Source organism: Salegentibacter tibetensis (assembly GCF_020164485.1).
GTDB classification, from domain to species: Bacteria; Bacteroidota; Bacteroidia; order Flavobacteriales; family Flavobacteriaceae; genus Salegentibacter; species Salegentibacter tibetensis.
Genome location: NZ_JAIQZA010000034.1, coordinates 16,282 through 40,605, shown reverse-complemented (window position 1 = coordinate 40,605; position 24,324 = coordinate 16,282). Strand labels below are relative to the sequence as shown.

The window sequence follows — 24,324 nt, the reverse complement described above, 5'->3', positions numbered from 1 at the left end:
CATGAAAATAACTAGAACATCATTTTTAAGCCTTTTACTTTTTAGCTTTTTTACACTGAATATTTTTGCACAGGAAATTTATTTTCCAGAAAGTGGAACCTGGGAAGAGAAAGATCCAAGTACTTTTAATTTAGATTTTTCTGAAGCGGTTCAGTTTGCTGAAGCCAATGAATATTCAGAATCCAAGGATTTACGCCAGGCAATTTTAAAAGGATTTCAGCACGAACCATATCACGAAATATTAGGCCCTACAAAAAGACGTGGTGGCCCGGCAGGAATGATTCTAAAAGATGGTTACCTGGTCGCCAAATGGGGCGATATCAAACGCGTAGATATGACGTTTAGCGTTACTAAGAGCTTTCTATCTACCACTGCACTACTCGCTTTAGATAAAAACCTGATTACCGATGTGGAAGAACCGGCTGTTAATTACGTTTGGGACGATACTTTTGAAGGCGAACACAACTCAAAAATAACCTGGAAACATTTATTAGAACAAAACTCGGACTGGAGCGGGGAACTTTGGGGTTCTTACGATTGGGCCGACAGGCCATCACAGGAAAACGGAATTGACGATTGGAGAAATCGTGAACTCTACGAACCGGGTACGCATTATAAATACAATGATGTGCGGGTAAACGTACTTGCTTATTCTTTGTTGAACGTTTTTAGAAAACCACTTCCCAGCGTTTTAAAAGAAGAAATTATGGACCCCATAAATGCGTCGTCCAGCTGGCGATGGTTTGGTTACGATAACTCCTGGACTACCATAGATGGTTTCAAAATGCAGTCGGTTAGCGGTGGCGGGCATTCCGGGGGAGGAATGTTTATTAATACTGAAGATATGGCTCGTTTCGGTTTGTTGTTTATGAACAACGGAAAATGGAATGAGAAAGAATTAATTTCTGCGAGTCTTATTGAAGAAGCTGTGCAGCCTTCAGCTACCAATCCAAACTATGGATATATGTGGTGGCTAAATGCAGATGGACCGAGACAATGGAAAAATGTAGATAAAGACATATTTTATGCGGCAGGTTTCGGCGGAAATTTTATTATTGTAGATCGTAAAGAAAACCTGGTAATTGTTACTCGCTGGCTGGAACCTTCTAAAATTGAAGAATTTGTTCAGAAAATTTATAATTAACCGAAGATGAAAAAAACACTGTTTGGTATTTTAGGCGGCATTGTACTACTCTTTATCGCCTGGTTTGCCTTTATTTATTTTGTGCCTTACAGTGAGGGCACCCGGAGTGGTGAACTCATAAAATTCAGTAAAAAAGGTGTTGTTTCAAAAACCTGGGAAGGAGAAATTAGCCAGGGAATTAGTGGCGCACAGATCTTTCAATTCTCAGTTTTAGACAGCAATCAAGAAGCTATTAAAGCACTTCAGGAGAACGAAGGTAATTACGTTAGGCTTAGATATGTTGAGCGCTACGCAACTTTTTTCTTTTGGGGCGATACCAAATATTTTATAACCGAAGTAGAAAAAAGCGAATCCCCTCACTTTAGAGACCGATAATTTATGACCAAATTTAAATACGTAAAAGACTCACAGGTAGATATTTCAGAATTAATGCTGCCTAACTATTCAAATTTCAACGGAAAAATTCACGGGGGCTATGTACTCTCTCTTATGGACCGCATTGCTTTTGCCTGCGCTTCCAAACATTCCGGCGCGTACTGCGTGACCGCCAGCGTAGATACGGTGGATTTTCTAAAACCTATAGAAATCGGCGAACTGGTAACCATGAAAGCTTCTGTGAATTACGTGGGCAATAGCTCCATGGTAATCGGGATTCGTGTAGAAGCTGAAAATATTAGAACCGGCGAGCTAAAGCATTGCAATTCATCCTATTTTACGATGGTAGCCAAAGATGAAGACGGAAAATCTTTACAGGTTCCTGGTTTAATCCTTTCGAACGATCACGATATACGCCGATTTGCGAAAAGCATAAAACGTAATAAGATGAAGCTGAATCGTAAGAAAGAGTTTCATGAAACCGATTTTTCTTCGGAAGAATATGTGCATTTACTGGAAAATTATAAGGTGAAAATTGAAAATTAAGCTATCAATTTGAAGTTTAACGGATTTATAGCGGCGATATTTTTAGCGATAATCATCGCTTATCTTTTCCCCCAGGGAATAGAAATTTTACCCTTAAAAACCATTACCGATATTGGGATTGGTTTTATTTTCTTTTTCTACGGATTAAAATTATCTCCCGCAGAATTTAAACTGGGGTTTCTGAATTACAAGGTTCATATCGTAATTCAGGTGACCACATTTGTAGTTTTCCCGATATTGGCGCTACTGTGTTTACCGCTTTTTGAAGCCGGGACTGGTTCAGATCTTTGGATAGCGCTGTTTTTTCTGGGCACCCTGCCCTCCACCGTTTCGTCTTCCATCGTTATGGTTTCGCTGGCTAAAGGGAATTTACCAACAGCTATTTTTAATGCCAGTCTTTCGGGATTAATTGGGATTTTCGCAACGCCTATTTGGCTGAGTTTTTTCCTGAGTGGAAGTGCCGATTTTGAATTTCTGGATGTACTTATAAAATTATGCTGGCAAATAATTATTCCGTTAATTCTGGGACTAATCCTGCAAAAATTCCTGGGAGATTTCGCAAGAAAACACAGTAAAACTTTGGGCTTATTAGACAAAACCACCATTATACTAATTGTTTACTCCAGTTTTAGTAACTCTTTCAACTCCAATTTATTCAGTAGCGTACAAACAGATGATTTACTTAAACTTACCGGGATAGTTGTCCTCTTGTTTTTTGTAGTCTATTTTGGACTCGGCTTAATTTGTAATTTGTTGGGCTTTGACCTAAAAGACAAGATCACAGCGCAGTTTTGCGGAACTAAAAAATCCCTGGTTCACGGCTCTGTAATGGTGAAAGTAATCTTTGGAAATTCAGCAAATACCGGGCTTTTACTGCTGCCCATTATGATCTATCATTCTTTGCAATTATTGCTGATCGCTTTTTATGCTGAAAAGTATAGAAAACGTGTTTTGCACGCTGAAACTTCAGGAGAAGTTTTATAGGTAAGTTGCGATTTCGGCTATATTTATTGTGAAAAAGATCCAGCCAAGAATAAGTAAAAGTCCGCCAAGTGGCGTAATTGGTCCCAGAACCTTTATTTTCTTTCCTGCGGAAGCACTTAGGGTCAAGCCATAGATACTGAAAGAAAAAAGGAAAATCCCTATAATAAAAAACCACGCGACAAGTTGCTGTGAGGTCCCAATAAACGGAAACACAATTCCAGAGATAATTAGCATAATCGCATGGTACATCTGATATTTAACGCCCGTTTCAAAACTTTTTAGCTGATCTTCAGAAAAACGTTTCTTTAAAGCGTGCGCTCCAAAGGCACCTAAAATTACAGCCAATGTACCGTAAATTCCACCGATTATAAGTACGAGTTCTTTCATAAATTCTAATTAAAATCCTGCGAGGTTATTTGCCTAAATTAGAAAAACCTACAAGATTTTTAAAACCTTGCAGGAATTCTATAGTTAAAAACCTCACAGGTTTTTGAAACCTGTGAGGTCTTTATATTTTAAAAGTTAAACTATTTACTCAAGTACATTTTTCTTCTGCTGTACAGGTCGTAAAAAGCATCATCTCTTAAACTATCAATAAAGAGAATACTTTCCCCGGTACTTTTCATTTCAGGACCGAGTTGCTTGTTCACTTTATGGAACTTATTGAAAGAGAATACGGGTTGTTTTATCGCGTAACCTTCCAACTGTGGATTAAAGTTGAAATCCTTAACTTTTTTATGTCCCAGCATTACTTTGGTCGCGTAATTCACATAAGGCTCTTTATATGCCTTTGCTATAAATGGCACCGTTCTGGACGCCCTTGGATTGGCCTCAATAATATAAACCATATCATCCTTTATCGCGAACTGTATATTGATTAAACCAACGGTATTAAGCGCTAAAGCGATCTTACGGGTATGGTCTTTAATCTGCTCCATTACCAGATCTCCAAGATTAAAAGGAGGTAGCAACGCATTAGAATCCCCGGAGTGAATTCCGCAAGGTTCAATATGCTCCATGATCCCGATAATATGAACGTCTTCACCATCACAGATTGCATCGGCTTCAGCTTCTATAGCGCCATCTAAATAATGGTCAAGCAATAATTTATTATTCGGAATTTTTCTAAGCAGGTCTACTACGGTTTCTTCCAGCTCGTCTTTATTGATCACGATTTTCATTCCCTGGCCACCCAAAACATAAGAAGGTCTTACAAGGATTGGGAAGTCAAGCTCATCGGCAAGTGCTAAGGCTTCATCTGCGCTTTCAGCGGTTCCAAATTCAGGATAAGGAATATCGTTGGCCTGAAGTAATTTTGAGAAACTTCCGCGATCTTCAGCAAGATCCAAAGCTTCATAACTGGTTCCCATAATTTTTATACCGTAGCGATCCAGTTTTTCTGCTAGTTTTAAGGCTGTTTGCCCACCAAGCTGAACGATCACTCCTTCGGGATTTTCGTGACGGATGATATCGTAAATATGCTCCCAGAAAACCGGTTCGAAATAAAGTTTATCGGCAACATCAAAATCGGTTGAAACTGTTTCAGGGTTACAGTTAATCATTATGGTTTCATAACCACACTCTGAAGCCGCAAGTACACCGTGCACACAGCTGTAGTCAAACTCAATACCCTGCCCTATTCGGTTTGGCCCCGAACCAAGAACAACAATTTTTTTCCTATCGCTTACTTTGCTTTCGTTATCTACATAACGTTTGCCATCGGGAGTTTCAATATCGGCTTCAAAAGTGGAGTAATAATAAGGAGTTTCGGCCTTAAATTCGGCGGCACAGGTATCTACTAATTTGTAAACTCTGTTTACGCCTAATTCTACACGCTTATTATAAACTTCACTTTCTAAACAATCCAGCATATGCGCTATTTGTCTATCGGCGAAACCTTTTTGTTTGGCTTCCAGCAATAAACCTTTAGGTAAAGACTCTTTATCATATTTAGAAATCTCAACATCTAAAGCGTAAAGCTCTTCATATTGCCTTAAGAACCACATGTCTATTTTAGTGATCTCATGAATACGGCTTAACGGGATTCCCGCCTGTATTGCATCATAGATCACAAAAACACGATCCCAGCTGGCATAAGTAAGTTTTTCTATAATTTCGTCGTACTTGGTGTAGCTTTTTCCGTCGGCCCCAAGTCCGTTTCTTTTAATTTCAAGTGACTGTGTAGCTTTATGAAGCGCTTCCTGGAAGGAGCGGCCAATTCCCATAACTTCACCCACAGATTTCATTTGGAGGCCTAAGGTGCGATCTGCGCCTTCAAATTTATCAAAATTCCAACGCGGAATTTTAACGATTACATAGTCTAAAGTTGGTTCGAATAAAGCTGATGTAGATTTGGTGATCTGGTTCTCCAGTTCATCTAAATTGTAACCAATAGCCAGTTTAGTAGCAATTTTCGCAATTGGATATCCGGTAGCTTTAGAAGCTAAAGCGGAAGACCTTGAAACCCTTGGGTTAATCTCTACCGCGATAATGTCTTCTTTTTCGTCTGGGCTTACCGCAAACTGCACATTACAACCCCCGGCAAAGTCTCCAATACTGCGCATCATTTTAATCGCCATATCACGCATACGCTGGTAGGCGGTATCGCTTAATGTCATAGCCGGAGCTACCGTAATAGAGTCCCCGGTGTGGATTCCCATAGGGTCCATATTTTCTATAGAACAGATAATCACCACATTATCGTTCTTATCTCTTAAAAGTTCTAGTTCATACTCTTTCCAACCCAAAAGCGCTTTATCTATCAGCACTTCGTGAATTGGCGAAGCTTCTAAACCATAGGTAAGCATTTCATCAAAATCCTCGGGTCCGTGAACAAAAGAGGCGCCACTTCCACCTAAAGTAAAGGAAGCACGAATTACCAGAGGAAAACCAAATTCCTGCGCAACTTCTTTACCCTGAAGATAAGAAGTAACCGTTTTTGCAGGTGCAACTGGAATTCCAATTCGTCCCATAAGTTGTTTAAACTTCTCGCGATCTTCGGTAATGTTGATTGCGTCAATATCTACCCCGATTAATTTTATCCCGAAATCTTCCCAAATTCCTTTTTCATCGGCCTCAATACAGAGATTTAAAGCAGTTTGTCCTCCCATTGTTGGCAAAACCGCATCTATATTAGGATGCTTTTTAAGGATTTCCACAATAGATTTTGTGGTTAAAGGTTTCAGGTAGACATGATCTGCCATAGACGGATCTGTCATGATGGTGGCCGGATTAGAGTTGAGCAGGATAGTTTCTATCCCATCTTCGCGTAAAGAGCGCAAAGATTGCGTTCCGGCATAATCAAATTCACAGGCCTGGCCAATTATAATGGGTCCAGAGCCAATAATCAAGATACTTTTAAGGTTGTTGTTTTTGGGCATTGTTATGAGGATTGTAATAAATGAAACATAAAAGTAAGGAAGCGTTTGGATATAAAAAAAGGCGTTACTAACAAAGTAACACCTTTAAATATTTTAAATACTAATTCTCATTAGTGCTTATGTCTGGTTTCAGAAGATACAGATATTTTCTTTCTTCCTTTAGCCCTTCTTCTGGCGAGGACTTTTCTTCCGTTTGCACTAGCCATTCTTTCTCGAAAACCGTGCTTGTTCTTTCTTTTTCTCTTGGATGGTTGAAACGTTCTTTTCATTTTAAATATCTTTAAATCTTCTGAATAATCGTTTTTATAGCTCTCTGTAAAACTGCGTGCAAATATACAAAGCTTTTTAACTATTACAAGAGCTAATTTAAATTATTTTTAATTGTTTTTCTTACCTTTGCCGCTTCTAAAATAAAAGCATTTATGTTTAATAAGAATATCAAATTAGTTTTAGCAGGAGCCATTTTAGGGCTTGCCATCTGGCAGTTTATAGAAGGAAATATTGGTAATGGGATTATGTTCATTCTACTTTCCTTAATCTTTGTATTCCTGTATTTTAAAAATGAGATGATATTGCTTGCTTTTTTGCGGCTTAGAAAACAGGATTTTCCGGGTGCAAAAAAATGGTTAGACCGAATTAAAAGCCCGGAAGCTGCACTTACACAGAAGCAACAGGGCTATTACTGGTACCTTCATGGCCTAATGGTTTCTCAAACCAATATTACCCAGGCCGAAAAATTCTTTAAACGCGCCATTAAATTAGGTCTTGCAATGGATCAGGATCTCGCAATGGCAAAACTTAACCTTGCCGGTATCTCGATGACCAAACGCCGAAAAAGGGAAGCTACCAATTTACTTGCCGAAGCTAAAAAGCTGGACAAACACGGGATGCTAAAAGACCAGATTAAGATGATGAAGCAACAACTGAAGAAAATTTAACTTTAAGATAATTTTAGTTAATTTCTATTTTTCTTGATTATTTCAAAACTTTTAGCCGAAATATTGACCCTTTAGCGATAATATTTCAGTGTCGGTTTCTTACAAAGTATCTTTGTTCTACCCAAATAGACCAAAGTGCATGAATAGACTTTTACTCCTATTTTTTATAATTTTCAACTTAAATATTCAGGCCCAGACAGAGAAAAACGATAAACTTTATTTCTCTGATGCACTTGTTATGCACCTACCTAAATATAACAAAGAAGCTAAAGCTGCTTATAGGCACCGGAGATTTGAAGAAGCCGAAAGCTTATTTGACACCCTTGTAGAAACCAAACTTAAAGGAACCCGTATAGATAACTTTAAATTTTTAGATCTTAATGGTAAAGAAGTTGCTCTTTACAATTATAAAAAGCCGGTATACCTGTTAACCTATGCTTCCTGGTGTATTCCCGGAAAAGGAGAAATACCTGCGCTTAATGAACTTGCAGAAAAATACAGGGACAGAATTGATTTTGTGATTTTGTTTTGGGATAAAAAGGAAACTGCTAAAGAACTTTCCAAACAGTTCAATTCTTATATTAATGTACTTTATGTAGATGAAACAAGGAACAATCATTCATACGTGGTAAAGAATTTGAAACACTCTTTAGGTTTGCCTACCTGCTACCTAATTGCAGGAAATAGAGAAATTATGGACATTAAAAGAACTGTTTTTCATCCCTACGGTATCTCCAAAGAAAAATCTTTTCAGCTTAATTATGAAGCGATTGATTCAGCTATATCAAATAATCTCATACAAAATCACCAAAATAAAGAAGATATAAAATTGAGCGTAATTTCTCCCAAATAATTAATAATTAGAGCAAAGGTGCCCAAAGTCTTGCGAGCGCCTCCCTTATTCTTTCTAAAGCCGGGCGTTGCAGCCATTCTATCAGAAAAAGTTCTGTCGTTTCTTTTAGGTCCTTTCTATATACTTCGGTCATTTCAGCAGCAACTTCTTTATCATACAAAAATGCATTGATTTCAAAGTTGATATCAAAACTCCGATTATCGAGATTACAAGAACCAATACTGGTTAAAACCCCGTCTACTACCATAGTTTTAGCGTGGACCATCCCTTTATGATAATGAAAAACCTGAACTCCAGATTCCAGTAATTGCTCTATATAAGAGTTAGTAGCATAACGGGCAATCACAGAATCTCCTTGTTTCGGAATAATGATTTTAACCTCCACCCCTATCCTACTCGCCACGCAAAGTGCGCTAAGAATCTGGTTATTGGGGATAAAATATGGGGTGGTGATATAGATATACTTATCGGCAGTATTAATGGCCGTTAGAATAGCTTCCATAATATTTTGCCAATCGGTATCGGGGCCACTGGCAGCTATTTGAACCGCAGCCCTTTCGGGTATATCTATCTTCGGAAAAAATTGATCTTCAATTGTAAGTTCTTTTTTGCTGATAAAACTAAAATTCAGCAGAAACTGTACCTGTAAAGATTTTACCGCATGCCCCTGAATTCTAAGGTGAGTATCCCGCCAGAAGAGTTTTTCTTTAGGATTTTCTTCAAAATTCACATATTCATCACAAATATTTATTCCCCCAATAAAACCTATATTCCCATCTATGATGGCCATTTTTCGATGATTTCGGTAATTTAATTTACGGGTTAAATTGGGAAACCACACCGGCATAAAAGGATAAACCTCAATCCCATAAGATTTCATTTTTTTTACCGCTTTAGAAGAAAGCCTGCTGGCAACATAATCATAACTAACCCGAACTTTCACCCCTTCTTCAGCTTTTTCACAGAGCAATAAAATGAGTCGGTTTCCTATCCTGCCGCTATTTATGATGTAATATTCTATATGAATATGATATCGGGCATTTTTAATGTCTTCAAATAACGCTTCAAACTTATTTTCACCATTTATAAGCACGTCCAACTTATTTTTAAATGTTACCGGTTTTTTTTGATTATTTTGAAGTAAACGTACCAGTTTCATTTTTTGCTCAATAGTGCCCCTACCATGATACCTATCAATAAGTTCCTGTTCATTAAGCATTAACTTTTCTTCCCAATGCTGAATGATTTTTTTATCATAAAGTTTTTTTCGGTTAAATATCTTGCTTTTTCTAAATTCCTGGGCAAAAAAATAATAGACTAATAGCCCGATGACAGGTAGTACAAAAAGTGCAAAGATCAGAGAAATACTTTTTACCGGTTCCCTAAAATGCATTAATTCATAACCAGCGGTTATAAATACGATGAGAAAATTTACGGATAAAAGGATCCACCAAAAATTATCCCAAAAAGAATCCATCTACTTAACAGCGGTATAGGTGTTTTCTTCAGGGATCTTAATCTCGTATTCCCTTCTTGAGGCATTATTGAGATGCGCTTCCCTAAGCCAGGGATTATGGATTTTTAAGATCTTATAATTTATGTCAAAGTGCTTCGCAAAATCTGCAAAATCCCTCACTACGGTATCCACTTTTACTATTCTGGTTGGAATGTGTTTGTAAAGATGTTTTTCTTCAAAATTGAATCCGTATTCTTCCGGATTGCTTAAAATTTCTTTTAACGCTAGAATCCTAAACATATACCTGCCGGTTTCTTCCCCAAGCAATAATTCATAATAATCATTTACTTTTTGGCGTTCTAGTTGTCTTTCAACCCCCCTGTTTCCGGCATTGTAAGCTGCTGCTGCCATTGTCCAGCTACCAAATTTTTTCTTCGATTTTTTCAGGTAATCAGCTGCTACCCGGGTAGATTTTTCAATATGGTAACGTTCGTCTACATTTCCGTTTATTTCCAAACCGTAATCTTTCCCTGTGCCTTCCATTATCTGCCAAAAACCTTTGGCACCGGCAGGAGAAACGGCGTGGGTTAATCCGCTTTCAATAACGGCCAGATATTTAAAATCATCAGGCACCCCTTCTTCTTCCAAAATTGGTTCTATGATCGGGAAATATTTATTTGCACGTTTAATTAACAGCAAAGCATTAGACTGCCAGTAGGTATTAACCAGCAATTCTCTATCCATTCTCTCGTAAACATCGGGATCATCTATAGGCACCACTTCTCCCGCAAAATTTATATTCTCCGGCATGGGGAGCGCATAGATATTATAATCTTTTACCGGCCGGTCTTTTTTTACAGACTTTACAGATTCTACCGATTTTCCGTCAACGCCATCAGGCGATTGTTGGGCAGCTTGTATACTTATAAAAACAATAGTAAAAAGGCCCACTATTACTAAGGCAGATTTTAAAATTTTCATATCAATTAATTTATTTTTTGCTTTTTTCTTCAATCTTACCTGAAAGGATTATTTCAGGTAAGTATTTATTAAACCAACGGTAACGATTTAAAATCATTATATGAGTTCCGTTTTTAACTTCAATATAATCGGAAATATATTTTACAGGGAAGACCAGATCTTTATCCCCATGAATATGAACAATGCCTTTCTGGGCTTTGGCGCAATTCCACAAAACCATATTTTTTATAGACCAATCCAGATATCGTTGATTTCTAACCGAAAGATATTGCCGGTAAAGTTTTGCTCGTTTTTTAATAAAATCGCCAACCGCAATTTTTTCAAAATGGTCTACATAATCCAGTAAGCTGGTAGGAATAAGTTTAAATAAACCAGTGTTGGCCGCATATCGCATACGCCTTGGCAACTCTCCCCTGCATTTTACACTAGAAATTATAATAAGCCTTTTTAACTCGAGGCTCTTTGCCATTTCCTGCACAATAATCCCGCCAAAAGATACGCCAATTAAGACCGCATTTTCGTGTTTTATATATTTATTCATTCGCCCGGCGTAATTCTTAAGGCTTTCATCCTTTTTGGGAATTATCCATTCTAAAAAATGCATTTTAAAACGATCTTCCGGAAGTTTTAGAAACTCAAAAATAGTAGAATTCGCAGCCATGCCCGGCATAAAATAAACATGAATCACCTCGTTTCCTTCTGTCATTTTAACAAGTATATAACACTCAAAATTAGCTTATTGCCGTAAATTTACTTCTTTAATGGGCATTTAATTGCCTCAAAACTTATGTCGAACTGTTTAATTCAACTAAATGCCTTGGGGGGCTTGCTTCAAGGTAGTTTACTTATCAAAATTACTGCTATTTATTTGGCTTTCACAATTGAAAGATTAAAAATAATGGAGATTTTTTTAAAGCATGATAATTTATTGATTGTTGCTAATAATTCAGCTTTAAAGGCTTTATTTACCTACCTTTACACCAACCCACCAAAGAAAAATTTATCAGCTATTTTACCATCGATTATCACAATTAAATATGCTGTCCCTAAATAATTATAACTGAAAAAAGAGAAATGATGAATGCCGAAGAAATTATAATTACCGATAACGAGTTCTTAAGACAATTTGAAACTACCATAAACGAACAACTTGCCACTATAGAATACGCCCAACAGGAACGAAAAATATTCTTAACCAAAGTTTTTATGCCTGAAGTCCTTAAAGAACAGGGTTATATGGATATTTTTATTGAAGCTGTCCTAGAAGAAATAAAAGATCGCAATACCCGTGTAATGCCAACCAGTCCCGATGTTGTTAAATTTATGCGAAAAAATAGAAGAAAGTACAAAGATCTGCTTCCGGTAGGAATCAATATTTAAACCGCTACTTTTTCTGAAACAAATTCAAACCTAACCATCCCATCTTCATCTATCGAGGTTAATTCAATTTGATGCAGGGTATTTACCAATCTCGGATCCCAGGGAGCTTTTACCTTTACGTAGTTCTCCGTGAAACCGTGAATATAACCCTCTTTATTTTCACCTTCAAAAAGTACGGTGCAGGTATTTCCCATCTGACTTTCATAAAAAGCTCTTCTTTTTTTGGCTGAAAGTCCGCGGAGCATTTTGCTTCGTTTTTTTCTCACTTTGGCAGGAACAACGCCTTGCATTTCTGCGGCAGGAGTGTTATCCCGTTCAGAATAGGTGAAGACGTGCAGATAAGAGATATCCAACTCGTTCAAATAATTATAAGTTTCCAGAAAATGTTCTTCGGTTTCACCCGGGAAGCCTACGATTACATCTACCCCAATGCAGGCGTTTGGCATCACTTCTTTAATTTGCTCCACCCTATCGGTATAAAGGGAGCTCATATAGCGACGCTTCATCAATTTCAGTAATTCATCACTTCCACTTTGTAAAGGAATATGAAAATGAGGCACAAACGTATTGCTTTGAGCCACAAAATCTATGGTTTCATTTTTTAGCAGATTAGGTTCTATTGAAGAAATTCTTAAGCGCTCGATTCCATCTACCTCATCTAAAGCTTTTACCAGGTCAAGAAAAGTATGTTCGTGTTTCTTATTGCCGAATTCCCCTTTTCCGTAGTCGCCAATATTTACCCCGGTAAGCACGATTTCTTTGATTCCCTTTGCTGAAATTTCAGCAGCATTGGTTAATACATTTTCCAGCTTATCACTTCGGGAAATCCCACGAGCCAGTGGAATTGTACAGTAAGTACATTTATAATCACAACCATCCTGAACTTTTAGAAATGCACGGGTCCTATCTCCAATGGAATACGCACCTACGTAGAAATCGGCTTCGTTAATTTCACAGGAATGTACTTCCCCGAGATCGTTTTTAGAAAGATCGTTGAGATAATCGGTGATCTTGAATTTCTCTGTAGCCCCCAAAACCAAATCCACGCCATGAACATCGGCAAGTTCTTCGGGTTTCAATTGCGCGTAGCAGCCCACTGCAATCACAAAAGCATCTTCGTTAACTTTTTGAGCTTGCTTTACAATGGTTTTAAAGCGTTTATCGGCATTTTCAGTAACCGAACAGGTATTGATCACGTAAATATCGGCTGTTTCAGTAAATTCTACCCGCTCAAAACCTTCGTCTTTAAAAGATCTTGCAATAGTAGAGGTTTCTGAAAAATTGAGCTTGCAGCCCAAGGTATAAAATGCGACCTTTTTATTATTCATACACCTGCCTGTTTCTGTAGAAGTTAAACGATTTTTAGGGCTGCAAAGATACCAACAATTATTGTTTTAGGAAAACATTGTTTTTGCGGATATTTTTCCTCTTTGCGAAGAGACAATAGCCGAGGCGGCAATCTCTTCTGAGGTATAGAATAAAACTAATCCCAGGTTCAAACGAACTAGATCCTGAAACCAGTTACCATTGACGTATTTTTAAAATCCTGTTATTCAGGCTTGTTTTTATAATTCAAAATGAAACTTAACTGGTATGGAAGTTTCTTTTTTTCATTTTTTGTGTGTATTCCTCTCACTCCGTTCGTCGGATACAATTAAAACGAAACAAAACCCGCCTGAACGGACGGGCAGGAAGGGCGTCCTATGTGGAGGTGTTTTTTTGGCAACAGGGCCAAAAAATCGCAAATCAGCAGCTAAATTTTTTCCAAGGCCCTTCGACTCCACTCAGGACAAGCTTTCAAAAATTATTAACGCTGCTGATTTTCTACACTCACACACGGAGTTTAAAACTCGCTTTGCTCGAAAACGTCATTTTCCTACGCTAGGTAATTTTTTTATCACGGGTCTCAGGATGACGTTCTCCACACACAAAATTCAGACAATTTTTTTCTGCAGGATTAGCAATAAAATCACACTTTCTCCACAGAAGCAATCACAATCTCAGGCTCGAGTATAATTTTGCTTTTTATCGAATTAGAGATCAAACAGGCTTTTTCACTTTTTTCTATGATGCGCTTTGCTCTTTCCGCATTTTTTTCATCGGCGATTTCCAGTACCGGTTTTAAAACAATCTCTGTCATTTGAAATTTACCTTCAACTTTATCCAGTTTTCCAATCGCTTTAGATTTAAAACTGATAAAATCCAGTTTAGAATTTTCGGCAATAGCCAGGAAAGTGGTCATTAAACAACTTTCTACCGCTGCAACCAGAAAATGTTCCGGTGACCAGATATTGGGCGTTCCCTTGGGAAAGTCTGGTGGTGTAGCTGTTTCAATAGTATCAGTTAATTCGGGAGAGCTTACTTCTCCTTTACGGTCATCTTTCCAAATAAGATCTACCTGATATTCGTGATTTTCTGCCATAACTTTATGTTTTTAAACCCAAAACGGGATATTTTTCTCTACAAAGAAACAGCGATTAAAAACTATAAAATATGACTCAGGTCAGCTTCAGAAAAAAAATTTCTCAAGACTCAATAAACTCTTTAAGGGTCTTCACCACATAGTCCAGTTCTTCTTTTGTATTATATCTGGAAAATGAAAAACGCACCGATGGTTTTTTGAGATCTTCTTCGGCTAAAAATGCATTCAATACGTGAGAACCTTTATCGCTCCCACTCTGGCAGGCGCTTCCCTTTGAACAGGCAATTCCTTTTAAATCTAATTGAAACAACAGCATTAAAGCTTTATCGGCAGGAACCGGTAAGCAAACGTTAATTAGCGTATAGGTACTTTTCTCCAAATCGGCACAGTGGCCATTGAATTTTACACCGGGGATTTCTGCTTTTAATTTTTCAATAAAATGAGCTTTCAAATCAGCAATATAGACCTTTTCTTCCTCTAAATTATCTAAGGAAAGTTTTAAAGCTTCTTCCAGGCCGGCAATATTATGAACGCCTTCGGTGCCTGCGCGATGGCCACGCTCCTGCTCTCCTCCAAAAATAAGCGGTTTTAATCCGCTGTTCTTCCTGATAAAAGCAAAGCCAACCCCTTTTGGGCCGTGAAATTTATGGGCGCTAACCGCAGTAAAATCTACAGGAATTTCATTAAAATCAAGATCGTAATGCCCTACCGACTGTACACAATCTGAATGAAATAATGCGCCGTGCTCCTTACAAAGCGCTCCAACCTTTTTAATATCCAGTTTATTCCCAATTTCGTTGTTAACGTGCATCAGGCTTACCAGTGTTTTTTTATCTGAGGATTTTAGCAATTCCCCTAAATGCACTTCCTGAATATTTCCGCAGGAATCGAGATCAACATACTCCACCTCTACCCCAAAACAATCCTGAAGCTGCTCTACGGTATATAAAACCGCGTGGTGTTCTATTTTGGAAGTGATAATGCGCTTTACCCCAAGATCGCGAACGGCAGAATTTAAAGCCAGGTTGTCGGCTTCGGTACCACCGGAAGTAAACACTATTTCAGAGGCTTTTACGTTTAAATAACCCGCCACGGTTTTTCTGGCCTGCTCTACTAAAGACTTGGCAGACCTCCCATAAGAATGGGTAGAAGAAGGATTTCCATAAACCTCTTGCATTACAGAGGTTATACGGTTAATAACTTCGTCACGCATTTGCGTGGTTGCGGCAGAATCAAGGTATACATTTTTCATCGCCGCAAAATTAAACGAAATAAAATTATTTAAAAGAACCTGCCCTAAAAATACTGAAATCCGCTATTTTTGTTTTAACAATTACACCTATGAAAAAAATTCTTGCACTTATTTTACTTTCTTTTGGGCTTTATTCCTGCGACGATGGAGACATTAGCGTTACCAGCTTCGATTTGGAAAACAGCAACTTAACTCTGTGCGAAATTGATGGAAAGATCGTGCTTTGGGCGGTTAACAATGGGGATGTTTTTGAATCGATGTCTTTAGAATTAAAAGATAATAGATTAAACAATAGTCTTGCACAAGCAATTCTAACATTAGACGTTAGTGATGAGCCGATTGAAATTAATCTTTCTGGAAATGACAATCGCTTAGTTTATAGAATTTATGATGCTGAAGTAACCGGGCGGGAATATTTTTGCCAGGGAGTTCCTCCAGGTTCTCCAAGGGTTTTAGAAGAATATATCTCTGCCGGGGGAGTTGTAAGAATTACTACTAATTTTAATGATCTCGCCTTAGATGCCGATGCTGATGGCGATGGATTAACAAATGCTGAAGAAGGTTATGATCCGGAGGGAGGGAATCATTTAGATTCAGATGGAGATGGTATCCCAGATTATTTAGATATTGATGATGATAATGATAATGTACCAACCCGAAGGGAAATTAACGCCAGCGGTGATGATCCAACTGTTGATGGCTATTTAGATACTGATGAAGACGGCATACCCAACTATCTTGATCCCGATGATGATGGGGATGATGTTTTGACTCGTCACGAAGTTAGTGAAACAAATATCCAGCGGGCTATTGACGAGAATAACGACGCCTTTCTAGATCCTAATTTAACCGCTGAAGTAGATGGGCTTCCTAATTATTTAAATGCAAATGTATCTTCTCCGGTATTTGAGCACAATCTTCAATTAGACCATCATATCACAAGAAGTTACAGATCTACTATTCAAATTATAAACTTTAATTTGATTCGCCAGGATGGAAGCGGAGAGGATATTCGTTTTGATTCCTATACTCTGGGAAGGTTAGATATTTCAAATATTCCATTCGAGCAATTTACTAATCTACAACAGGGTGAAGAAGATGACGAGGATGAAGATGAAACTAATACAGAAGATTAGGCATTCTGAAAAAAATAGACTTCGGTAGCACCAAGACCATATTTTTGGTAATCGGCGTCGTAAAACTTAAGATTATTGTAGCGGCCCAGTAAAAAATCGAGTTCGGCTTTGAGTACGCCTTCACCTACCCCGTGAATAAACACGATTTTCTGGATTCGCTTTCGCATCGCAAATTCCAGTTGCCTTTTGGCGGTTTCCATTTGGAGGTTTAGCATATCATAATTGTTCATTCCGCGGGAGGAGCTCGTGAGTTTTTCAATGTGCAGATCTACTTCCATAGGCGGCAGATTCCTCTCTTTAGGCTTTATTCGTTTTGACTTTGGTTTTGGAGGCTGCTTTTTTTCGGCTAAAACCTTTTCAAAATCTATGTCTTCCTGCAGAGCTTCAATAGGCGTTTCAATTTTTACTAATTCCTCTTTGGAAAACTCCATCTCAAAACCATCGGTAGTTTCAATATATACGGTGCCGGCTTCAGTCTTTAATACATAACCTTCCAACACATCGTCCAATACCGCTACTTTATCTCCTTTTTTCAGCTCCATTACTCTTTATTTTCGTCTTCCTTGTGATCGTCTTTTGTAGCGACCCATAAATTTGTTGCTCTGTATAGACCTAGCATAATTACAATTAGACCTACAATCTTGAAGTAAGCATGGGCATTATCAGCAGCAATCGCGTAGATTAAAAATCCGCCACCAAAGACGATTAAAATTGTATTTATTATCTGAGAATTATTCATTTTTTTACCTGTTATCCCTTATTTCAAAAGTATTAAAAATAACTGTTCTTGTATTTATGGCAAAGTTACAGGAATTATGAGGCAAATGTACTTCTTCGTTTTTATTTTCTCTTTTTACTACGGAAATGCGCAACTGCACATTTCGCCTTCCTCAGCCGGAGATTCCTATATTTATCTTAGTGATCGCTTTTTGTACGTTGAAGATCACATCAACCTGGAAAAGAACAATTCTCCCGAAACGGAAGCTAGCATTTACCTGCGTAAAGAATCGCAATTGCTTCAAGGGAATAAAAGTGCAAATCAAAATTCCGGAAACGGATCGATCTCGGTATTCCAGGAAGGTACTTCCAATGCTTTCGATTATAATTACTGGGCACTGCCGGTGAAAGACAATATTAGTCTTAATCAATTTGGCGCTGTAATTTTTCAACCCATAAACAAAACTAAAAGCATATCCGCTCAGGTCACTGCGAGTTTGGAGGGCAGTGCCAATCCCCTAAAAATTTCCAGGCGGTGGATTTATAAATATTCCGGAACCGAATATAGTGACTGGCAGCACGTAGGAGTGAATTTTGATGTAAAACCAGGGGAAGGTTTTACAATGAAAGGGGTGAACGGCACCGACAATACTGTAATTAACGGAGTAGAAAACAATCCCGGAAACCGGCAACGCTATGATTTTAGAGGTTTACCTAACGATGGGGAAGTAAAAGTTCAAATTAAAAAAGACCAAATTGTATTGGTGGGCAATCCTTATCCTTCAGCTTTACATTTACAAAGCTTTTTAATGGAAAACCCAATCTGTACGGGAATTGCTTACTTCTGGGATTCCAGGGCAAATGGCGACTCTCATCACCTAAATGCTTATGAAGGTGGTTATGGCTCTTATTCTCCAGGCGCCAATGTATACGCACCGGCAGTTTTTAAAACTTATAGTGGTGCCGGTGAAGAAACCGGCAATTCAGGGGAAATCGGTAACGAAATTGCGCGCGAATATTCCCCAATCGCTCAGGGGTTTATGCTTAACGGGAGGGAACATGGCTATATTCAATTTAAAAATTCCCAGCGCAGGTTTCAGAAAGAAAATTCTCAAACTTCAGAATTTAAAAATCAGCAGAAAGCTGAGATCCCGCTATTAAAGCTAAACGTAGGCTTTAATGAACTATATACCCGGCCGCTGCTTCTGGCTTTCAGAGAAGACTCTTCTAAAGATGCTGATTGGGCAATGGATGCAAAGATTTACGGAGTGCTGGAAAACGATGTAGGCTGGAATATTGAAGAAGCCTTTTATAACATTCAGGTTAGACCCTTTAGAAAAAATGATAAGATTCCATTACTAATTAATTTAGCTAATGATGTCAGATTGACTTTCTATTTAAAAGATTTCAGACAATTTGAAACTGAAAATGTCTACCTCTTTGATGCCTTGTCTGATTCCTATAATCGTTTAAATGAAGGTTATTTTTCTGTAGACTTAGAAAAAGGGAATTATAGTAAGCGATTTTTTATTAGTTTTATGGAGGAAAATATGGATAAACCTCAACCTGAAGTTGCTGAAGAGGAATCAGATTTTTCAATTCCGGAAGCGCTGATCGTTCAAAATAATTTAAAGGCTGAATTGACGATCCAAATGAGGATGAGCTACTTAAAACAAGTGCTTTTATATAATTTAAAAGGTCAAATTATATTTAATAAGACAATGCAAACGGAGATTTCAAATTATACTTTACCCACTTCTGGATTACGGGATGCGGTTTATATCATAAAATTAATTTCTTCCGAAAACCGGGAATTCACCAGTAAGGTTAGTATTAAAAATTAATTATGGAAGATTTTATGTTGCCCTGTCTTAACAAAAGCCTCTTTGGAGTAGATTGTTTTGGCTGCGGTGGGCAACGTGCCCTATTACTTGTTTTTAAAGCAGAATTCACCCAGGCATTTTTAATGTTTCCGGCCATTTACCCTATTCTTTTTTTACTCGCCTTCCTTATTCTGAATCTCTTTGTGAAATTCAGATATGATTTTCAAATAAAAATCGCGCTTATTATTTTGAGTGGGGCGGTAATGTTGATTAGCTATTTAATAAAAATGAATAATTATATACAACTAACCCAGTAAACCAATCTTTATGGAAAGACAACAACTACCAAATTCAACTTTAATTTTAATTTTCGGAATCCTCTCAATTATAGGGTGCTGTTGTTATGGAATATTAGGTATTATTTTCGGGATTATTACCCTGGTAATGGCTAAGCGCGCCGAAGAAATATACAATGCAGAACCTGAACTCTACACCGGCTACCAAAACGTAAAAACCGGAAAAATACTTGCAATAATTGGACTTATACTGAGTGCCATTAGTTTAATAAGCACTATTGTAATGTTCATTGTATATGGAGGAGTAGAAGGAATCTACCAAATGCAGGAAGAAATTCTAAGGGAGATTGAAAAAAGTCAATAAACTGTTTTTATAGAATAAAAAGAGGTTGTCTATAAAGTAATTTTAATCGTCATTCTGTCCCGAAGCTTCGGGATTATTTTAGAATATAAGTTGTTGATATTCAAAACATGTTAGAAGCTGAAACAAGTTCAGCTTGACGAAACTAGATCTTTTTAGACAGCCTCTTTTTAAAATAGTTGAGAAGGTTTAATCTACTTCTCAAATTGCTTTAAGGTGGTAGTAATTATATCTACACAATCCCTAATCTGCTCTTCGTTCATCACTAATGGCGGAGCAAAACGAATAATATTTCCGTGAGTTGGTTTTGCTAAAAGTCCGTTTTCCTTTAGTGCCATACAAATATCCCAGGCCGTTGAACTGTCTTCTGAATCGTTTATCACAATAGCATTCAACAAACCTTTACCCCTCACTAATTCCACGATATTTGAATCACGAATAAAATCGTTAAGTAATTTCCTGAAGAGATTCCCAAGTTTTTCAGCATTTTCAGCTAAATTTTCGTCACGAATAACTTCTAGGGCAGCGGTTGCTACGGCACCGGCTAATGGATTCCCGCCAAAAGTAGATCCGTGTTGACCGGGTTTAATAACACCCATAACCTCGTCATTAGCTAAAACAGCTGATACAGGATAAACCCCACCGGAAATTGCTTTTCCTAAAATAAGCATATCAGGTTTTACTTCTTCGTGATCTACTGCCAGTAATTTCCCGGTACGGGCAATTCCTGTTTGCACTTCATCAGCAATAAATAAAGCATTATTTTCTTTACAAAGTTCACGTGCTCTTTTTAAGTAACCTTCTGAAGGTACATAAACCCCGGCTTCTCCCTGAATAGGTTCAACCATAAAGCCTGCGATATTATCATTTTCCTTTAATACTTTTTCAAGTGCATCAACATCGTCATAAGGAATTTTAATAAATCCGGGAGTGTAAGGTCCAAAATTCTTTCTGGCACCTTCATCGTTAGAAAAAGAAATTATCGTGGTTGTCCTTCCGTGGAAATTATTTTCACAAACAATTATTTGTGCTTCAGTCTCTTTCACTCCTTTTCTTTCGTAAGCCCACTTTCTCGCAATTTTAATAGCGGTTTCAACAGCTTCTGCCCCGGTATTCATAGGCAGCAGCTTGTCGAATTTAAAGTAATCTGTAGCAAACTTTTCATAAGGACCTAAAACGTCGTTATGAAATGCCCTGGAAGTTAAGGTTAAGGTAGAAGCCTGATTGCACAGTGCATCTACGATTTTTGGATGGCAATGCCCCTGGTTTACTGCAGAATAGGCCGAAAGAAAATCGTAATATTTATTTCCTTCTACATCCCATACGTGCACTCCCTCGCCGCGGCTAAGTACTACAGGTAATGGGTGATAATTATGAGCACCATGTTGGTCTTCTAAATCAATAGCTTCTTTTGAAGATGTAATTTTTGGTAATGACATGTTCAATATTTTTAAAAAATCAATAATTCTGTAATTCCTTCTTTTGCGCCTTTTCCCTTTAAAAATCAGGTCACATGGGAGAGAAATCATCCATTATTTAAGTTCTCGCAAATTACTAAATGTTTGCCGAAATTTTGGGGATCACAGGGAATAAATCTTCACAATTATCCTATTTTTGCGCTATGGGAAGAAGGAATAAAAATAAGGTATTTGAAGCCGTAGAAGTTACCGGTGCCGGCGGAAAAGGAAAAGGAATCGGGAAATCGCCAGATGGCCGTGTAATATTTATAGACAATGTAGTGCCTGGTGATGTTGCCGATATCAAGACCACCAAACAACGAAAATCTTACTACCAGGGAACTGCTATTCAATTTCAGCAGTTTTCAGATAAGCGTGTAGAACCGGTTTGCCAGCATTTTGGAACCTGCGGAGGTTGCAAATGGCAAAATATGGGGTATGAATATCAGCTGGAATACAAACAGGACGAGGTTTTAAATAATCTTATCCGGGTAGGAAAAGTTGAGTTGCCTGAGGTCACCCCTATTTTAGGAAGCAAGGAAATATACTTTTACCGCAATAAAATGGAATTTTCTTTTAGTGATAGCCGCTGGCTCACTCCTGAAGAAATAAATAGCGGAAAAGATTTTGACGATAAAAATGCACTTGGCTTTCATATTCCCGGAATGTGGGATAAGATCCTGGATATTAAAAAATGTCACTTACAGGAAGATCCCAGCAATGCGATAAGAAATTTTGTAAAAGAATTTGCAACAGATAACAACATTAGCTTTTTTAATGCCCGCAAACAGGAAGGCTTATTAAGAACTTTAATGATTCGCACCTCCTCTACCGGTGAGATTATGGCTTTAATTCAGTTTTTTCACGAAAACGAAGAAAAGCGGGAATTGTTAATGGATGCTGTAGCAGAAATGTTCCCGGAGATAACTTCGCTTCAGTATGTGATTAATGAAAAGGGGAACGATACCATTTATGATCAGGAGGTAATTTGTTATAAAGGCCGCGACCATATTTTTGAGCAAATGGAAGGGCTTCAGTTTAAAATAAACGCCAAGTCATTTTATCAAACCAATTCTGCCCAGGCTTACGAGTTATATAAAATAACACGGGAATTCGCCGATTTAAAAGGAGACGAGATTGTTTACGATCTATATACAGGAACAGGAACTATCGCTCAGTTTGTTGCTAAAAAGGTGAAAAAAGTAATTGGGGTTGAAGTAGTTCCTGAAGCTATTATTGACGCTAAAGAAAACGCTGAACGCAACCAGATTGAAAATGCCGAATTTTTTGTTGGGGATATGAAAAAAGTTTTTTCTGAAGCTTTTATCAATAATCACGGCCAGCCAGACGTTATAATTACTGATCCACCACGTAACGGAATGCATAAAGATGTGATTGCTCAAATTATTGGTATATTGCCGCAGCGCATTGTGTATGTGAGTTGTAACTCGGCTACACAAGCCCGTGATCTATCTATGCTGGATGAGTATTATAAAGTGACCAAGGTACAACCGGTAGATATGTTCCCGCAAACCCATCACGTAGAAAATGTTGTTTGTTTAGAAAGGAAATAAATGAATAAAAGCTATTTAAAAATTCTTGTTCCGGGTGTGGTTTTGCTAATGCTCATTCTGGGTTGCCAGCGTGACGATATTTGTCCTGAAAGTACCCAAACCACACCAATGCTGGTATTGCGCTTTTATGATGCCAATGAACGAGAAAACTTTAGTCGTCCTACCAATCTTAGTATAAGGTCTATAGTAAACGATTCCGTTACTACTTTATACCAGAGAATAAATCAGGATAGCATAGTGATTCCCTTACGAACCAATCAAAATACTACCACTTATACATTTACTATTTTCGATTCTGACAGAGAGGAGGAAGAACAGGAATTTACGCCAAATACCGACACTTTGACTTTCACCTATGGTACCGAAGAAGTTTATGTAAACCGTGCCTGTGCTTATAAAGTAATTTACAATAGTTTAAAATTAACCGTAGAAGGTGGCGAAGATGGTGAATGGATAGATTCCTATATTATAGAAGAACCTAATATTGAAAATGAGACACAATCACATATCAGCATATTTTTTTAGCCTTGTCTTCTTGTTTTTAGCTGGTCCGGTGCTTAGTCAGGAACCACCGGCAGCAATGCAGGATAGTCTCGCCGATCGTGAAAAATTTGGACTTCGTGTAGGGGCTGATGTGAGTAAACTGCTAAGAACTGCTTTGCAGGATGATTATTCTGGTTTTGAGGTTTTGGGAGATTACAGGGTTTATAAAAATTATTATGCTGCTGCGGAATTGGGAAATGAAAGTATTGGCTACGCTGAAGATAATATTAGCATAACTTCCCGTGGAAGTTATATAAAACTGGGAGCCGATTATAATGCCTATGAAAACTGGACAGGAATGGAAAACCTGATTTTTGTAGGAGCCCGTTATGGATTTTCAAGCTTTACCCAGGATGTTGAAGAATATCAAATCTACACAACAAATCCTTTTTTTGAACCCGATATACGCTCTGAAACTATTGAATATTCAGGTTTAACTGCGAATTGGATAGAATTGATTGCGGGGATAAAAGTTGAAGTCCTCAATAATTTATTTCTCTCCTTTAACCTGCAGCTAAAACGCAGACTGTTTCAAACCGCTCCCAATAATTTTGATAACCTTACCATTCCCGGCTTTAATAGAACTTACGACGATAGTAATATTGGAGTTGGTTATGGCTACACCATTAGTTATTTGATTCCTTTTTATAAGAAATAGAAAATTTCTGAGAGTCTCAGCTTATATTTTTATACGGATAAATTTCTT

Annotated in this window: 27 protein-coding genes; 15 read left to right on the top strand and 12 right to left on the bottom strand. The window is 37.8% G+C overall.

Translation table 11 applies throughout. From position 1 onward, the window contains the following. Position 1: 1 nt before the first annotated feature. The 4 genes from LB467_RS15225 to LB467_RS15210 are packed head-to-tail and all read left to right on the top strand — an operon-like array spanning position 2 to position 3,049. Positions 2–1,144 carry a serine hydrolase domain-containing protein gene (locus LB467_RS15225; RefSeq protein ID WP_224474910.1) on the top strand — a complete coding sequence of 381 codons (1,143 nt, stop codon included), beginning with the start codon at positions 2–4 and terminating at the stop codon, positions 1,142–1,144. 6 nt (positions 1,145–1,150) lie between these two features. Continuing rightward, complete coding sequence (locus LB467_RS15220) at positions 1,151–1,519, top strand: 6-phosphogluconate dehydrogenase (RefSeq protein WP_224474909.1); 369 nt, start codon at positions 1,151–1,153, stop codon at positions 1,517–1,519. Between the two features lie 3 nt (positions 1,520–1,522). Continuing rightward, complete coding sequence (locus LB467_RS15215; RefSeq protein ID WP_224474908.1) at positions 1,523–2,065, top strand: acyl-CoA thioesterase; 543 nt, start codon at positions 1,523–1,525, stop codon at positions 2,063–2,065. A gap of 9 nt (positions 2,066–2,074) precedes the next feature. Next, positions 2,075–3,049, top strand: coding sequence for a bile acid:sodium symporter family protein (locus LB467_RS15210; protein WP_224474907.1), 975 nt, complete (start codon positions 2,075–2,077; stop codon positions 3,047–3,049). Here LB467_RS15210 and LB467_RS15205 read toward each other — a convergent pair. The 3 genes from LB467_RS15205 to rpmH all read right to left on the bottom strand — a co-directional run bounded on the left by LB467_RS15205 (position 3,044) and on the right by rpmH (position 6,698). Beyond that, entirely contained in the window at positions 3,044–3,436 is a 393-nt protein-coding gene (locus tag LB467_RS15205) for a DUF423 domain-containing protein (RefSeq protein WP_224474906.1), read from the bottom strand. The genes LB467_RS15210 and LB467_RS15205 overlap by 6 nt on opposite strands. A 140-nt stretch (positions 3,437–3,576) precedes the next feature. Further along, positions 3,577–6,429 carry a carbamoyl-phosphate synthase large subunit gene (gene carB / locus LB467_RS15200; RefSeq protein ID WP_224474905.1) on the bottom strand — a complete coding sequence of 951 codons (2,853 nt, stop codon included), beginning with the start codon at positions 6,427–6,429 and terminating at the stop codon, positions 3,577–3,579. A 110-nt stretch (positions 6,430–6,539) separates the two neighbouring features. After that, positions 6,540–6,698, bottom strand: a complete 159-nt coding sequence (rpmH, locus tag LB467_RS15195) for a 50S ribosomal protein L34 (protein ID WP_224474904.1) — start codon at positions 6,696–6,698, stop codon at positions 6,540–6,542. 153 nt (positions 6,699–6,851) lie between these two features. On the opposite strand from rpmH, the gene LB467_RS15190 reads away from it, so the two are divergent. Then, a complete protein-coding gene (locus LB467_RS15190) occupies positions 6,852–7,367 on the top strand; it encodes a DUF2892 domain-containing protein (RefSeq protein WP_224474903.1) in 516 nt (171 codons plus the stop codon). 139 nt (positions 7,368–7,506) lie between these two features. Continuing rightward, positions 7,507–8,220 (top strand): TlpA family protein disulfide reductase, encoded by a 714-nt coding sequence (locus LB467_RS15185; protein WP_224474902.1) that lies wholly within the window; start codon positions 7,507–7,509, stop codon positions 8,218–8,220. 7 nt (positions 8,221–8,227) lie between these two features. Here LB467_RS15185 and cls read toward each other — a convergent pair whose 3' ends face one another. From cls to LB467_RS15170, 3 genes are read right to left on the bottom strand one after another with little or no spacing between them, the layout of a single operon-like run. Next, on the bottom strand, positions 8,228–9,697 hold the full coding sequence (gene cls / locus LB467_RS15180) for a cardiolipin synthase (RefSeq protein ID WP_224474901.1): 1,470 nt from the start codon (positions 9,695–9,697) through the stop codon (positions 8,228–8,230). Then, positions 9,698–10,657, bottom strand: a complete 960-nt coding sequence (locus LB467_RS15175) for a lytic transglycosylase domain-containing protein (RefSeq protein ID WP_224474900.1) — start codon at positions 10,655–10,657, stop codon at positions 9,698–9,700. 10 nt (positions 10,658–10,667) lie between these two features. Then, the gene (locus tag LB467_RS15170; RefSeq protein ID WP_224474899.1) at positions 10,668–11,363 is read right to left on the bottom strand and encodes an alpha/beta fold hydrolase; all 696 of its coding nucleotides are present in this window, start codon (positions 11,361–11,363) and stop codon (positions 10,668–10,670) included. An 81-nt stretch (positions 11,364–11,444) separates the two neighbouring features. Here LB467_RS15170 and LB467_RS15165 point away from each other — a divergent pair, with 81 nt between their 5' ends. Beyond that, positions 11,445–11,711, top strand: coding sequence for a hypothetical protein (locus LB467_RS15165; RefSeq protein ID WP_224474898.1), 267 nt, complete (start codon positions 11,445–11,447; stop codon positions 11,709–11,711). 23 nt (positions 11,712–11,734) lie between these two features. Beyond that, a complete protein-coding gene (locus LB467_RS15160; RefSeq protein ID WP_394371810.1) occupies positions 11,735–12,037 on the top strand; it encodes a GNAT family N-acetyltransferase in 303 nt (100 codons plus the stop codon). On the opposite strand, the gene mtaB is transcribed toward LB467_RS15160, so the two are convergent. The 3 genes from mtaB to LB467_RS15145 form a co-directional block, all read right to left on the bottom strand. Beyond that, the gene (gene mtaB / locus LB467_RS15155) at positions 12,034–13,365 is read right to left on the bottom strand and encodes a tRNA (N(6)-L-threonylcarbamoyladenosine(37)-C(2))-methylthiotransferase MtaB (protein ID WP_224474896.1); all 1,332 of its coding nucleotides are present in this window, start codon (positions 13,363–13,365) and stop codon (positions 12,034–12,036) included. The genes LB467_RS15160 and mtaB overlap by 4 nt on opposite strands. A 641-nt stretch (positions 13,366–14,006) precedes the next feature. Beyond that, a complete protein-coding gene (locus LB467_RS15150; RefSeq protein WP_224474895.1) occupies positions 14,007–14,459 on the bottom strand; it encodes an OsmC family protein in 453 nt (150 codons plus the stop codon). Between the two features lie 103 nt (positions 14,460–14,562). Beyond that, the gene (locus tag LB467_RS15145) at positions 14,563–15,711 is read right to left on the bottom strand and encodes a cysteine desulfurase family protein (protein ID WP_224474894.1); all 1,149 of its coding nucleotides are present in this window, start codon (positions 15,709–15,711) and stop codon (positions 14,563–14,565) included. An 89-nt stretch (positions 15,712–15,800) separates the two neighbouring features. On the opposite strand from LB467_RS15145, the gene LB467_RS15140 reads away from it, so the two are divergent. Continuing rightward, positions 15,801–16,847 (top strand): META domain-containing protein, encoded by a 1,047-nt coding sequence (locus LB467_RS15140; protein ID WP_224474893.1) that lies wholly within the window; start codon positions 15,801–15,803, stop codon positions 16,845–16,847. Here the strand turns inward: LB467_RS15140 and LB467_RS15135 are convergent. Further along, the gene (locus tag LB467_RS15135; RefSeq protein WP_224474892.1) at positions 16,844–17,389 is read right to left on the bottom strand and encodes a Smr/MutS family protein; all 546 of its coding nucleotides are present in this window, start codon (positions 17,387–17,389) and stop codon (positions 16,844–16,846) included. The genes LB467_RS15140 and LB467_RS15135 overlap by 4 nt on opposite strands. Further along, on the bottom strand, positions 17,389–17,586 hold the full coding sequence (locus LB467_RS15130; RefSeq protein ID WP_224474891.1) for a hypothetical protein: 198 nt from the start codon (positions 17,584–17,586) through the stop codon (positions 17,389–17,391). Before LB467_RS15130 ends, LB467_RS15135 begins: the two co-directional genes overlap by 1 nt. A gap of 76 nt (positions 17,587–17,662) precedes the next feature. Between LB467_RS15130 and LB467_RS15125 the strand changes: the two genes are divergently transcribed. From LB467_RS15125 to LB467_RS15115, 3 genes are read left to right on the top strand one after another with little or no spacing between them, the layout of a single operon-like run. After that, positions 17,663–19,408, top strand: coding sequence for a T9SS type A sorting domain-containing protein (locus LB467_RS15125; RefSeq protein ID WP_224474890.1), 1,746 nt, complete (start codon positions 17,663–17,665; stop codon positions 19,406–19,408). Between the two features lie 2 nt (positions 19,409–19,410). Next, complete coding sequence (locus tag LB467_RS15120) at positions 19,411–19,704, top strand: DUF2752 domain-containing protein (protein ID WP_224474889.1); 294 nt, start codon at positions 19,411–19,413, stop codon at positions 19,702–19,704. A gap of 10 nt (positions 19,705–19,714) precedes the next feature. Next, entirely contained in the window at positions 19,715–20,047 is a 333-nt protein-coding gene (locus LB467_RS15115) for a CCC motif membrane protein (protein ID WP_224474888.1), read from the top strand. A gap of 191 nt (positions 20,048–20,238) precedes the next feature. On the opposite strand, the gene rocD is transcribed toward LB467_RS15115, so the two are convergent. Beyond that, positions 20,239–21,483, bottom strand: a complete 1,245-nt coding sequence (gene rocD / locus LB467_RS15110) for an ornithine--oxo-acid transaminase (RefSeq protein WP_224474887.1) — start codon at positions 21,481–21,483, stop codon at positions 20,239–20,241. Between the two features lie 182 nt (positions 21,484–21,665). Here rocD and rlmD point away from each other — a divergent pair, with 182 nt between their 5' ends. Genes rlmD through LB467_RS15095 form a run of 3 tightly spaced genes read left to right on the top strand, consistent with a single transcriptional unit; the run spans position 21,666 to position 24,276 of the window. Next, positions 21,666–23,075, top strand: coding sequence for a 23S rRNA (uracil(1939)-C(5))-methyltransferase RlmD (rlmD, locus tag LB467_RS15105; RefSeq protein WP_224474917.1), 1,410 nt, complete (start codon positions 21,666–21,668; stop codon positions 23,073–23,075). Then, positions 23,076–23,600 (top strand): DUF6452 family protein, encoded by a 525-nt coding sequence (locus tag LB467_RS15100; RefSeq protein WP_224474886.1) that lies wholly within the window; start codon positions 23,076–23,078, stop codon positions 23,598–23,600. Next, a complete protein-coding gene (locus tag LB467_RS15095) occupies positions 23,566–24,276 on the top strand; it encodes a DUF6048 family protein (protein WP_224474885.1) in 711 nt (236 codons plus the stop codon). The genes LB467_RS15100 and LB467_RS15095 overlap by 35 nt, the downstream gene beginning before the upstream one ends. Positions 24,277–24,324 lie beyond the last annotated feature (48 nt).